Annotated in this window: 16 protein-coding genes and 1 tRNA gene; 15 read left to right on the forward strand and 2 right to left on the reverse strand. The window is 39.1% G+C overall.

Features of this window, described 5'->3' with window-relative positions; genetic code table 11:
- Nucleotides 1-234 precede the first annotated feature (234 nt).
- The 10 genes from EQG61_RS12165 to EQG61_RS12210 all read left to right on the forward strand — a co-directional run bounded on the left by EQG61_RS12165 (nt 235) and on the right by EQG61_RS12210 (nt 7,219).
- The gene (locus EQG61_RS12165; protein ID WP_129462222.1) at nt 235-741 is read left to right on the forward strand and encodes a hypothetical protein; all 507 of its coding nucleotides are present in this window, start codon (nt 235-237) and stop codon (nt 739-741) included.
- A gap of 22 nt (nt 742-763) precedes the next feature.
- Nucleotides 764-1,126, forward strand: a complete 363-nt coding sequence (locus EQG61_RS12170) for a DoxX family protein (RefSeq protein WP_129462223.1) — start codon at nt 764-766, stop codon at nt 1,124-1,126.
- A gap of 70 nt (nt 1,127-1,196) precedes the next feature.
- A complete protein-coding gene (locus tag EQG61_RS12175; protein WP_129462224.1) occupies nt 1,197-1,772 on the forward strand; it encodes a hypothetical protein in 576 nt (191 codons plus the stop codon).
- A 94-nt stretch (nt 1,773-1,866) separates the two neighbouring features.
- Nucleotides 1,867-2,421, forward strand: coding sequence for a hypothetical protein (locus EQG61_RS12180; protein ID WP_129462225.1), 555 nt, complete (start codon nt 1,867-1,869; stop codon nt 2,419-2,421).
- Nucleotides 2,422-2,948: 527 nt separating this feature from the next.
- Nucleotides 2,949-3,350, forward strand: coding sequence for a hypothetical protein (locus EQG61_RS12185; protein WP_129462226.1), 402 nt, complete (start codon nt 2,949-2,951; stop codon nt 3,348-3,350).
- 27 nt (nt 3,351-3,377) lie between these two features.
- A complete protein-coding gene (locus EQG61_RS12190; protein ID WP_129462227.1) occupies nt 3,378-3,878 on the forward strand; it encodes a hypothetical protein in 501 nt (166 codons plus the stop codon).
- 15 nt (nt 3,879-3,893) lie between these two features.
- Nucleotides 3,894-4,409, forward strand: a complete 516-nt coding sequence (locus tag EQG61_RS12195; RefSeq protein ID WP_129462228.1) for a hypothetical protein — start codon at nt 3,894-3,896, stop codon at nt 4,407-4,409.
- Between the two features lie 106 nt (nt 4,410-4,515).
- Nucleotides 4,516-4,764 (forward strand): DUF7683 domain-containing protein, encoded by a 249-nt coding sequence (locus EQG61_RS12200; protein WP_129462229.1) that lies wholly within the window; start codon nt 4,516-4,518, stop codon nt 4,762-4,764.
- A gap of 213 nt (nt 4,765-4,977) precedes the next feature.
- Nucleotides 4,978-5,718, forward strand: coding sequence for a hypothetical protein (locus tag EQG61_RS12205; protein ID WP_129462230.1), 741 nt, complete (start codon nt 4,978-4,980; stop codon nt 5,716-5,718).
- Between the two features lie 208 nt (nt 5,719-5,926).
- Complete coding sequence (locus EQG61_RS12210; RefSeq protein ID WP_129462231.1) at nt 5,927-7,219, forward strand: MDR family MFS transporter; 1,293 nt, start codon at nt 5,927-5,929, stop codon at nt 7,217-7,219.
- A gap of 125 nt (nt 7,220-7,344) precedes the next feature.
- Here EQG61_RS12210 and EQG61_RS12215 read toward each other — a convergent pair whose 3' ends face one another.
- Nucleotides 7,345-7,887, reverse strand: a complete 543-nt coding sequence (locus EQG61_RS12215) for a hypothetical protein (protein ID WP_129462232.1) — start codon at nt 7,885-7,887, stop codon at nt 7,345-7,347.
- A 124-nt stretch (nt 7,888-8,011) separates the two neighbouring features.
- On the opposite strand from EQG61_RS12215, the gene EQG61_RS12220 reads away from it, so the two are divergent.
- From EQG61_RS12220 to EQG61_RS12235, 4 genes are all read left to right on the forward strand, one after another.
- Nucleotides 8,012-8,371 (forward strand): BlaI/MecI/CopY family transcriptional regulator, encoded by a 360-nt coding sequence (locus EQG61_RS12220; protein WP_129462233.1) that lies wholly within the window; start codon nt 8,012-8,014, stop codon nt 8,369-8,371.
- A gap of 1 nt (nt 8,372) precedes the next feature.
- On the forward strand, nt 8,373-10,142 hold the full coding sequence (locus EQG61_RS12225; protein ID WP_129462234.1) for a M56 family metallopeptidase: 1,770 nt from the start codon (nt 8,373-8,375) through the stop codon (nt 10,140-10,142).
- Between the two features lie 91 nt (nt 10,143-10,233).
- A complete protein-coding gene (locus EQG61_RS12230) occupies nt 10,234-11,136 on the forward strand; it encodes a hypothetical protein (RefSeq protein WP_129462235.1) in 903 nt (300 codons plus the stop codon).
- Nucleotides 11,137-11,191: 55 nt separating this feature from the next.
- Nucleotides 11,192-11,332 (forward strand): SsrA-binding protein, encoded by a 141-nt coding sequence (locus EQG61_RS12235; RefSeq protein WP_129462236.1) that lies wholly within the window; start codon nt 11,192-11,194, stop codon nt 11,330-11,332.
- On the opposite strand, the gene EQG61_RS12240 is transcribed toward EQG61_RS12235, so the two are convergent.
- On the reverse strand, nt 11,329-11,841 hold the full coding sequence (locus tag EQG61_RS12240; RefSeq protein WP_129462237.1) for an adenine phosphoribosyltransferase: 513 nt from the start codon (nt 11,839-11,841) through the stop codon (nt 11,329-11,331). The two genes, EQG61_RS12235 and EQG61_RS12240, sit on opposite strands and share 4 nt — an antisense overlap.
- 102 nt (nt 11,842-11,943) lie before the next feature.
- Between EQG61_RS12240 and EQG61_RS12245 the strand changes: the two genes are divergently transcribed.
- A tRNA-Arg gene (locus EQG61_RS12245) sits at nt 11,944-12,017 on the forward strand.
- The last annotated feature ends 262 nt before the right edge of the window (nt 12,018-12,279 follow it).

Below are 12,279 nucleotides of genomic sequence, written 5' to 3' on the forward strand. Positions count from 1 at the left end.
TTTGTTGCCTAACGAAAGCGACCAACGGAAGCTATCGTATGGCTTACAAAAACACGGTAAAGGCTGAGGACATGAAATGTAGAGCTGGAATAGCTTCAAACTATACTCCTAAACCGCTGTACCATCTCCAACATTTGAGACCTAAACAGGTATGAAACGATTCAATGTATTTGCTGTATTGATTTGATAAATCGCGGAGTGTAAAAAATCAAAACTATTCACTACCTTCCCTTCATGGTACAATACAAAAAGCCAATCACCTATCTCATTGTGGGACTCGCCGTATGCCTCAACATTTTGTTATTGGATCGGTTGGTGCTTCCCCGCAAGTTTGTGCCCGCAATTGTGGAAGAAACCATGATGTTGGAATACGAACATGAGTCGCGCTATGGTGGGCATTCACGCACCTTTATTGGGGAAATGTATTTTACGGATCTAGGGCAAACGTTTAGCTTGGAACGAGGTAATATTGACACACCTTTTGTTGAAGTAGAAGAAACCTTCTTATTTCACAATATTACCGGAGTTAAAACGATTAACGAAGATTATTCGGAGGGGTTGATCTCGGGCTTCAACGGATTAAAATTATATTTTCTGGGGATACTTGCGTTGTCGCTGAATATTTGTGCGGGACTGCTGTTGGGGTACAAAAAGGCCAACGAGAATATTCTGTGGAATTCGATTTTGTTTAACGGATTTCTGCTATTTGTCTTGTCGGTTTTGTATATTTATGTCAGTTAAACAAACCCTAAACCAACGTCAAATGAAAAAAAACAAACTAATTTATTGGACTACCACCACGCTTATCGCCCTATTTGAAGGTGTGATGCCGGCACTGACTTCACAAACGGAACTGGCCAAGGAAGGGATTCGCCATTTAGGCTATCCCGAGTATTTCGGAAATGCCTTGGTGGTTTTTAAAATCTTGGGTGTACTTGTTTTGGTTATTCCGCAAGTCCCCAAACGTTTGAAAGAATGGGCCTATGCCGGATTCACATTCAACTTTCTATTTGCGGCCATCAGCCACTGTGCAGTTGACGGCATAAACGGGCAAACGTTTTTCCCATTGGTGGTTTTGGGTATATTGCTGCTTTCGTATCGCTCGTATCATCAATTGGAGGGATGAGCTGCTGAGTTGCTGAGCTACTGAGCGTTTGAATGCCAATTCAAACATAAATCGAGAATATAATCCAACTATGAAAAATTGCATCTTACTTCTTATTTTTTGCTTTATTTCCTGTAAAGAAACTAGTCAATCAGAGATTGAAGTGACTTCAGCTAGTGAAAAAAAAGAAGGAAAAAAAGTATTTGAATATTACAAAGATGATGTTTTAGAGAAAAAATTAGAATACATTAATTTATGTAATAAGTTGTATCTAAATCAGGGCTGGTATTACAATGAGAAAAAGGAATTAGTCCTTGAAAAAAGTAATTTCTTTAAAACTACTATTGGGAAAACCAAACTTAAAGTAAAGGATACAACTTTAGTTAAATTTTATTTTAAGCCGATTATAAAAAATAGCATTCGTGTATTGTTATTATGTCAGAAAAAAATTGACAATTATTGTGAAATAACCACATGTAAAAATTTTGACACCCTATATTTTAAAAATAATAGACTTGAATATGTGCATAGTTTTGCAAAACCTGGAAAACGAAATGTTGGAGGCTATATTTTAGAGATCAGTCGTACAATGAAAAAGAAAAAAGGGAAAGATTACTTTCAGGAACGTAGGGTTTATTTCAAAATCCCTTTTGAAGTTGTGGATTAACCTACCACTCTGCAAAGTGTTTATTTTATGCACGATGTTCAGCATTTCGATTGTAATTGAGATGCACAGCGAGGGGACATAATTTAAGACGATAATGAAGAATATTGTAGAAGATTTAATTTACATAATGCGTTCTGAAAATGAAGACAAATCTAATTCTGCAATTACCTATTTAGGTTTGTTAGTTGAAAGACACATTCAAGATAGGTATTGCGATATAGATTATCTACATCTATTCCATAATGATATTCAAATCTATAATCTTAAACTTAGTGAAAATGATGTTAATTCTATCTTAGAAACTGTGTTATTCGAATTATTTCTTTACGTTAATAAAAACCCTGTTTCATTAGCATGGTGCCTTGGTAAATTTCATGATAAAGACATTTTATCAGATTTTTTAAAGCTTTTTGAAATTTATAAAAATGATGATGATGTTTTTTTACAATTATTGTTTTCATTAAATTCAATTTACGATTTAAGAGAAATAATGAATACTTTAAATTTAGAATTAAAAAAAATTGATTTAAGTAAATTAGAGAAATCAAAAGAATATCTTATAGAGTTATCTTCAATTTTCCAAAACTTAAAACCTTTTTATTCTGACACCCCAGGTGGCGCGGATTTTCAATCCGTGCCCACAACGTAAAAAGTTAAACTACATCGTTTTGATGTCGTTTTTCTATATTTGATAAAAACTAAATATGCCTATTCATTGTATTAGCACGGATTGCACCCGAGGCTTTAGCCGAACAGACGAAGTAAATCCGCGCTATCGGGTGTAAAATAATTTTGATTCATAATTTAAAAAAGAGCTACTTCTTTAGCATACACCTTTCATGAATACACCACCCAAACGACCCAACAAAAAGAATACCTCACTTTGGGATAATGCAGTGTTTCTCTTTTTCATCGGACCGTTGTTGTATTTATTTATTGTGGCGTTGACGGGAAATTCGATATTTTATGAGAAAAGAAATACTTCAATACACAGCACAAGGAAAGTCTTTTTACTTTCAGGTGGTGCTCTTTTTTATTTTATCCTTCTTTTATTGCTTTTAGGAGATGAATTTAAACAAAGGAGATGATCTTGTTTGTTGTTGGATAGTACCATTTCAAATTTGAAAATTGTATTTAAATATAAAAAAAGTTAAATTTGAAATAAAACAAACACCTATGATACGACGAATCGGTGCCGTACTCTCCGGAATAATAGCGGCAGTACTCTTATTTATGGTCGCGGAATCCATTAATAATTCGCTTCATCCCTTTCCTAAAACATTGGATCTAAAGGATACGAAAGCCGTTGGCGCTTTTATGGAAGCCCAGCCCATCGACTTTTGGTTGTTGGTTTTGGGGGGCTGGCTTGTGGGTTCGATCGTTTGCGGCCTTTTAATTCGGATCATTGGACGCTCCACCTCATTACGCTCACCGTTGATTGCGGGCATTGTATTAACGCTTTCGGCGGTGCTGAATTTTGTGCTATTGCCCCATCCCACTTGGTTTATTGTATGTGGTTTGGTACTCTTTATTCCAGGCACCCTGTTGGGTTTTCGTTTGGTGAAAAAGGGAGAGTAAACACATTCACATATACCCGCTTTTAGTTTGGAAACACCTTTACGCCATTCCCGTTCGTTGAATGCCATAGTCTACATCACTTTTGGATGCATACTGTTGCTGTATTTTGATTTTTTTCATCCCGAGGCAACCGTCACACCTGAACAATCGATTCAGTATTATGAATACCAAATTAGTGGAGCAAGTTACCGTTCGCATAGGAGTTATGAAAATGTTTATCTCGTGACGACAGCAAGTGGAGAAAAATACCGCTTTTTCTTTCCACCCGACTTGCCTGAAATCAATCCACAAGCCCCTATTGCACTAGTGAAAACAGCTTGTTTGGGCAAACTAAAAACGATTCGTATCGCTACTACCGACTATTCGGTTTCATTCCTCACCCATCCCGCTTGTTTTTTTGTGATCGCTCTCTTTTTGGGTATTAGTTTTGCCTACCGGGTGCGACCCAACAATAGAAATACTGCTTTTTTAGGCATTGCTGTGACTTTTGTATATTTGGGTATGTTTGCCTATTTGTATTTTAACTAAAATCAATTTCTCAAGATGACACCCCACTCCTTTTGGACCCTAGTATTAAAAATCATCGGCATTTGGATGATTGTAAACGGTTTATTCTTTTTACCCCAATTTGTTGGTCCTCTTTTGTATGGCCACAGTGGTTACGATTTCGAGGATTTGAAGTTACTATTGGCCGTCAATTTACTCATCGTGGTCATTTTTATCGCCGTCATTCGGATGTTTTTGTTTAAAACGGACAGCCTAATTCGTTTTTTCCGATTGGATCGCAACTTTCAAGAAACCACCTTTAGTTTAACGCTTTCAGAAGTGACTGTACTCCGTATCGCGCTGATTGTCATCAGCGGCATGGCCTTGCTTGACAGTATTCCCGACTTTTGCCGCAACTTGTTTGAATTTACGCAACAAAAAATACTGTTTAAAGACTATCCCAACGCCCATTGGTTGGTATTTCAATTCATAAAAAGTGGTCTTGCTTTGTGGGTGCTCAGCAATTCACGTAGGGTTGCAGGATGGGTAACACAAAAAGCGAGGGAGGATTAAGCGGGGGAATTGCTTAATGACTGGTCACAATAGCTATTGGGACGCGAAGCGGTTACAGTCCGCATTATCGGGGTTTAGCATGGCTTATGCCTAAAAATGATTAAATATGATAGTTAGAGAAATAGCAATTTATCAAAAAGAAGGTGATAAGTACATTAAAAGTTTCGAAATTGATTTATCAGCTGAAAAACTGATAAATATTTTAAATGTAGATACCGATAAAGACCCAAATGTTTATATGGTATATGCTATAAACAAAGCACAATTTTTACAACTGCAAAAGTTAATCCCAAATTTAAAAGAGATTAACTTTGAAAATGTTGAATTGTTTTATGAATGTTTTCAAACAAAATAATCAATCAATGTTATAAAGATGTATAAGAGACGGGAGGCAATACTCGTCTTTTTTAAATTCATTCCACTAGTCCCGATTGCGCGTATTTCACCTGCATCAAAATGAAAAGGACGGGATAATTTCTTCACTCCTTTTCTCATTAAATTTCTGGCACGGAAATTGTGTTTGGTTTTGCAATTAAAAATTACACTAAACCACTGAAAACCAATATTTATGAAAACCTTTACTTTATCCATCGCCTTCTTTATTTCCGGTTGGTTTACATGCCAAGCCAACGGGTACCAATGTTACAATTACACCGGTACTGTAGGCAAAGCTTCGATCAACTTATCGTACCAAATCACACCCGATTATTTTGGTGAAGCGGCAAAAAAGAACTTTAACATTAACGGTGTATACAGTTACACCCAATACAATACCCCTATCCGTTTGGAGGGCATTCTGGATGCAAGCCAACAAACGGTAACCTTGTATGAAATGAACAAGGAACAACGCACCGCCACTTTTATCCTTTCCTTACAAAATCAAAAAATTAGTGGTACGTGGACTAAAGTTGGAACTACTTCCTCTCTACCCGTGCACTTGCAATTGACAACATCACTCAACGATACCGCAACGGCTGCAACAGAAATCCCTCAATTTGATTCGCTTCCCGACTATTATTTTGTGGGTGTATATACAAAAAAAGCGGGAGCCACTCAGGCTGAAATGACATCCCTAAAAATCATGCGTAAAAAAGACCACCGCCTTTTTCAAGAAATTTCATTTACCGATGCTACGGTACCTACCGGAAATTTAATGACGGTGATTTATGATCAAATTGAAGTGACTTCGCCCAAAGCTAAAAATTTCACCGTAGCCAACCAATACGGACGTACAGGTGGCTATTGGAACATTGTTTGGAATTCCAAAACCCAACGTTTTGAGAAAGCAGTTGAACCGATTGCTGACTAAAAGCTGCTGAGAAGCTGAGCCGCTAAGCTGCTGAGCTTTTGATCTGTCAATAAAAATACAACCACCTACACGGGTGGTTTTTTTATATAGTAGTATGGGGATCTCTATTTTATTTCTCGATGTATGGCATTTTTTTAATCTATGCATACATTACTAAAGACTACAATCTAACGTCTAAAGACTAATTGCTATTCACTACCTTTGCCTCATGTTGCAAAAAGCCCTTCAAAAATACCTTGCTAACTTTAAAGGATTTTCCCGAGAAATATGGATCCTGACGCTGATTACCTTTATCAATCGCGCGGGTACCATGGTCTTGCCGTTTTTATCCAAATACTTGAAAGAAGACTTGCATTTCAATTATGAGCAAGTCGGGTGGATTTTATTTTGGTTCGGTGTGGGTTCGATGGCGGGCTCTTGGTTAGGCGGTAAACTCTCCGACAAAATTGGATTTTACAAGATCATGGTGTTTAGTTTATTCACCAGTGGCTTGGCCTTTTTTGTCTTGCAATACGTCAAAACCTTCAACGCTTTATGTGTGGCTATTTTTGGCATCATGGTGATTGCGGACATGTTTCGTCCGGCCATGTTTGTATCGATCGGTACGTATGCCAAACCAGAGAATCGCACACGGGCACTGACCTTGGTGCGTTTGGCCATTAATTTGGGCTTTGCGGCGGGTCCGGCACTGGGCGGACTCATCATTATGGGGATGGGCTACCAAGGTTTGTTTTGGGTCGATGGCGCCACGTGTATTCTTGCTATCGGAATTTTTGCTGTATTGGTCAAAGAGAAAAAAGCGATCAAACTCCACCCCGATGAAAAGGCTGCCTTGGAAGCAGAACGCAAATCGGTGTTTACGGACGGACCGTTTTGGTTGTTTTTGTTCTGTTGTGTGATTACGGGGATTTTATTCTTTCAATTGTTTACCACGATTCCGCTGTACCATCGCATCCAATTTGGACTTACTGAATTGCAAACGGGATTGCTACTCACTTTCAACGGCGTACTTGTTTTCTTTTTGGAAATGCCCATTGTTAGTGCGGTGGAGCGAAAAAAACTGGATAAAGTTAAGATTGTCACTTGGGGATGTTTCTTTATGAGTATAAGTCTGTTTTTACTTTTAATTCACCAATGGGCAGGCATCTTACTCGTCATGATGGTGTTTATGACTTTTGCGGAAATGTTTGCCTTCCCCTTTTCCAATTCGTTTGCGATGAGTCGGGCCCCCAAAGGACACGAAGGTCGTTATATGGCAATTTTCACGATGAGTTATTCGGCGGCCCACATACTCAGTGCCAAAATTGGAATGACCGTTGTGGACCATTACGGCTATGCCACGAACTGGTTAGTCATGGGTGTTTTGGGATTGGTAGGTACGGCCTCTGGCTACTGGGTCTACCGCATGGTACAGCAAGAGAAAGCGAGTCATCCAGAGCAGGTTCGTGATATCCCAGCAAATTTTGAACATCCAGCGGAAGGTGGAGAGCGGGAAATCTAATAGTTGAATTTTGAATTATAAATTTTAAATTATAAATTTTAAATTATAAATTTTAGTCCCGTAACTTCGGGAGGAATTTGGGATTTTAACTATTGGAATTTAAAACTTGAGTTAACTCCCACTTATCATAAGTATTTCCTTTTTATGGCATCTAAAGCCTCATGGCTGGTATTCCATTCCGTTAAGATTTGTTGGCGGAGGGTATCGGGGTTGCCTTCAAAGTAGCGCAACCAATTGTCTTCTCCTAAATGCTGGCGCACGATTTTGAGTCGTTTAAGGGTTTCAGGCGCAGTACGGAAAACGGTTGCCTCGGGAAACACTTTGCTGTCTTTATGGTAATAATGAGCGGTGCGGAGATCAAAATCAATTTCGATGGCATACAAACAATCGGTATCATTATCGGGTAAAAAAGCGGTCCAAGGTGCGTAGCCGACTACATTGCCCGAGTAGCGTTTGGGACCTTGGGTTTCTAAACGCCATTTGCAATTGGCTGCCCTTCCCCAATGGTTGGCCACACGATAAACACCATCTTCTGTAAAATAATACCGACTCCCCGACTTGCTGGTGAATTGGAGTTGGAGCGACTCCAATACAGAGGCATCCACTTCCTGAAACACACAATAGGTATGTTTGTGAAAATTATGTCGGGTATAGGTTTTACGGGTCATGGCGCAAAGATACACAATCCATTCAAACCCCTATTTCTAAAAAAATAGTTAAATAACTATAAAATTAGTTTGTCAACTAAAAAAATAGTTATAAGTTTGATTCATCAATTAAAAAACGAATTCCATGCAAAAGTTAACCAACAAGGAAGAAGAGATCATGCACATTTTATGGAAGCTGAAAAAAGCTTTCGTAAAAGAAGTGATGGCGGAAATTACCGAAGACCAACCCCATTACAATACCTTATCTACGATTATCCGTAACTTGGAAGACAAAGGGTATGTTGGGCACACAGCCTTTGGGAACACACACCAGTACCATCCGATCATTTCTTTGGAAGAATACCGCAAGACGTTTATGAAAACGGCTTTAGCGAATTACTTTGACAATTCGTACAAACAAATGGTTTCCTTTTTTGCAGAAGAGGAAAAAATTTCAGCGGAAGAGTTACGGGAGATTTTAGCATTAATTGAAAAAAAGAAATAGTATGGAAGCGCTTTTCATTTACTTATTGAAATCGGGCGGACTCTTGGCTACCTTTTTTCTGGTTTATTATTTGTTTTTGCGAAAAGAGACCTTTTTCAAAAGCAACCGTTGGTTTTTATTGGCAGGTTATGCGCTATCAATGCTCTTACCCTTGCTGACCATTACCAAAACGGTTTGGATTACCCGACCTAAACTGACTATAGACCAACTCATGGCAATGGCAGCGCCGGGTGTTGCAAAAACGCCTCCCCCACCAACTATGGATTGGAGTTCTATTTTGTTAGCTCTTTACATAGGCATCGCTTTGGTATTTATTGGTCGTTTGGTGTTCCAACTTTTCTCGGTTGTCTCTTTTTTAAAACAACGCAATAGTGCCCAACAAGATGCTGTAAAATTAGTAGATGTCAATGAATCAGTAGCTCCGTTTTCTTTCTTTAATTATATTGTAATTAACTCCCAATTGTATACCGAAGAAGAACGTCAGAGTATCTTGCTACATGAGCAAATACACAGCCAACAGCGCCATTCCATTGACGTACTTATTGCCCATGTTATTTGTGGTCTATTTTGGTTCAATCCCTTTGTTTGGGCCTACAAAAAAGTGCTTTTACAAAATTTAGAATACATTGCCGATCGCGAAGCTATGGCGTTATCTGGCAATCCAACAGCGTATCAAAAAGCTTTATTGAAAGTGGCCATTCCCACCCATCAATTGGCCATTACGAATCCCTTTTATCAATCATTAATCAAAAAACGAATTCTTATGTTACATCAAAATCAATCCCACCAACGCAATTCTTGGAAATACACATTGATGATTCCAGCCCTAGTTGCATTTATTTTCTTGTTCCAAATTAAAACAGTTGCCCAAGAAAAAGAGACTCAAATTATTGAGCGAAATGACAATCAAAACATCATTCAAATGCGTTGGGACAAAAACACCCCCGACTCAGAAATGGAAAGTGATGTGAAAGCCTTGAAGGAACAGGGCGTAACGGTTAAATATTCCAAAGTTAAACGCAACGAAAAAGGGGAAATCACAGGTATCAAAGTGAGCTATGAAGATAACAAAGGGAAAAAAGGGCAAACCCAAGTAAGTGGTGACGAACCCATCGCTCCAATCGTGTTTTTCAAATCGGACGACCACATTGGTTTTGGTACTCCAAAAATGAAAACCTTAACGGTAACCAAAACTTTTTCCCAAGACGAACCTGGTGATGTTCGCATAGAAAAACGCATCATCCGTTCAGATGACGGTAGCGAAATCATCACTTTGAATGGATCGGAAGACATCGATGCTTCAGTAAACGAGCATAAAATCGTGGTTCGAGCGACAAATTCTGACAAACCGATGATTATTGTCGATGGCAAAGTGATGGAATTGGGATATGATGTAAATGCCATCAATCCTGAAGATATTGTCACCGTTGAAGTCTTTAAAGACGGAGATGTAGTTAAAACCTATGGCGCTGAAGCAAAAAATGGTGTGGTAAAAATCAATACCAAAAAAATTAAGGCCATTCGTGCTGAAGCGATGGAAGAAGGACGCAAAGCCATGGAAGAAGGACGCGAAGAAATGCGTGTAGAAATGAAGCGCGCGAAAGAGGAAATGCGTAAAGCCCGTGCTGAAATGGATGCCCAACAACCAGAATTGGAGAAAGCACGTCAGGAAATGTTGAAGGCCAAAGAGGAAATGCTGAAGGCAAAAGCTGAAATGGAAAAAGCCAAAGCCGAATTTGAGAAAGCGAAAGCCAACTTAAAAAAAGGATAAGCGTTAAAATACTGTAAAATACGCTCCATCGAAATTGCACTTTCTCTTAAGTTTGTAGTACCATAATAAACAACCAAAAAATTAAAGAAGTATGTCAGTAATTGTTCGATTTTTTAATTTAATTGCGGTGATTGCCGCGACATTGTTATCGCATGTTTTGGGGGCGCAAAACCAACCCAAATTGATGCAAGACCGTCAGGATGATATTGTGATGACCTGGAAAAAAACAACTCCAGATCAAGAAATGAAAGACGACGTGAAAGCTTTAGCAGAACACGGTGTTACGGTAAAGTATTCGGGAGTAAAACGCAATGCCAACCAAGAAATTACAGCCATTAAAATTGAATACAAAGACCGCAAAGGCAATAAAGGCGCATTGGAATACAGTAATGAACAGCCGATTGCCGATATTGTTTTGTTCCAACAAAATGGCGAAATTGGATTTGGGAAACCGAATCAAGGCAACGACATCTTTGCTATGAATGACATCTTTGGACGTTCTTTTGGAGGAGACAGCCTCTCGCCTTTCGGCAAAGGGTTCCAGTTGGATCAACTCCCTGATATGAAACAATACAATTTCAGCTTTGGTGACGGTGAGGGTTTTTCGGGAAAATCAAAAATGATAATCCAAGAAAACGGAAAGAAACCGTTGGTTATTGAAGATGGAAAAGTGGTTGAAGGCGGCGACGATTATACCAAAGAAGAGTTGGACGAAATTTTGAAAAACAACAAAATGCAATTCAACGGCATGGGTAAATTAGACCCTATAGAATTCGACTTCCGCAACGAAGAAGGCTTGGAACAGTTCAAAGAAAAAATGAAGGCATTGAAAGGTGACCTCCAAAAAAATCAAAGCGACGAAGACGATTTGGAAAAAGCGAAAGCCGATATGGTGAAAGCCAAAGAAGAAATGGTAAAGGCCCGCGAAGAATTGGAAAAAGCGAAAAAAGCGCTGGAAAAAGAAAAAGCACCCGCGAAAGCGAAAAAAGGATAAATGAAAAGACCACGAATTACGTGGTCTTTTTTATTTTTGCCTAAAATCAAACCGCATGTTTAAAGTTTTGGCTAAAGTTAATAAATGGTGCTTACCCAGTTTTACCAAGCAGCAATTGGATCCTGCGAAAGCCAAAAAATGGCAATTGGCAATTTTAGCTTGGCGGTATTATGTGACGACACGCGCCCTCGATTAGTAAGTGAGCACGGCAGCCACAGGATGTGGCTTCAATTTTTCGCTACCGTTTAAAAAAGAAAGTTCCATCAGGAACGAACATTGTACAATCGTCCCTCCTAACCGCTCGACCAATTCACAAACCGCTTTGGCCGTTCCACCCGTCGCCAACACATCATCGTGAATAAGAATACGATCGCCGGGCTGAATAGCATCGGTATGGATCTCCAGACTATCCGTACCGTATTCCAGCGCATACGAGGCTGAAATCGTGGCATACGGCAATTTGTTGGGTTTCCGCACAGGAATGAATCCGGCACCCAATCGATCAGCCAACAAAGTCCCAAAAAAGAAGCCCCGACTTTCCACGCCGACTACTTTATCAATAGGCTGCTGGTCCAATAAATCAACTAACGCATCCAAACATTTTGCGCGTGCTTCGGGGTGTAATAAAAGCGGCGTGATATCTTTAAATAGAATTCCTTCTTTTGGAAAATCCTGAATATCACGAATATAGTTTTCGAGTTGCATTTTTTTAATGATTTTTACAAATATACGCTTGCAATTTACACATTTATGTCTATATTTGCACCCGCAATAAAGCACTAGTTCACACGAATGCTTTACGCAAACGGCCTCGTGGCGCAACTGAATAGCGCATCTGATTACGGCTCAGAAGGTTACAGGTTTGAATCCTGTCGAGGTCACGAATAAATCGTATAAAACAAAAAAAACGCCAAGTTTACTTGAGCGTTTTTTTTGTTTTATACGATTTTCAAAGCGGAGCTTTGAAGGATGTTGCGTAGCAAAATCCTTTCGTGACTGTAACTAGTTTATTCACACGCAACGTGCTTTGAAGGATGTTGCGCAGCAAAATCCTTTCGTAACCAGCACAAACTTGTACATCATTTTCAAAGCGGAGCTTTGAAGGATGTTGCGTAGCAAAATCCTGTCGTGACCGAGACTAGT

The organism is Flavobacterium stagni (assembly GCF_004122105.1).
GTDB classification, from domain to species: domain Bacteria; phylum Bacteroidota; class Bacteroidia; order Flavobacteriales; family Flavobacteriaceae; genus Flavobacterium; species Flavobacterium stagni.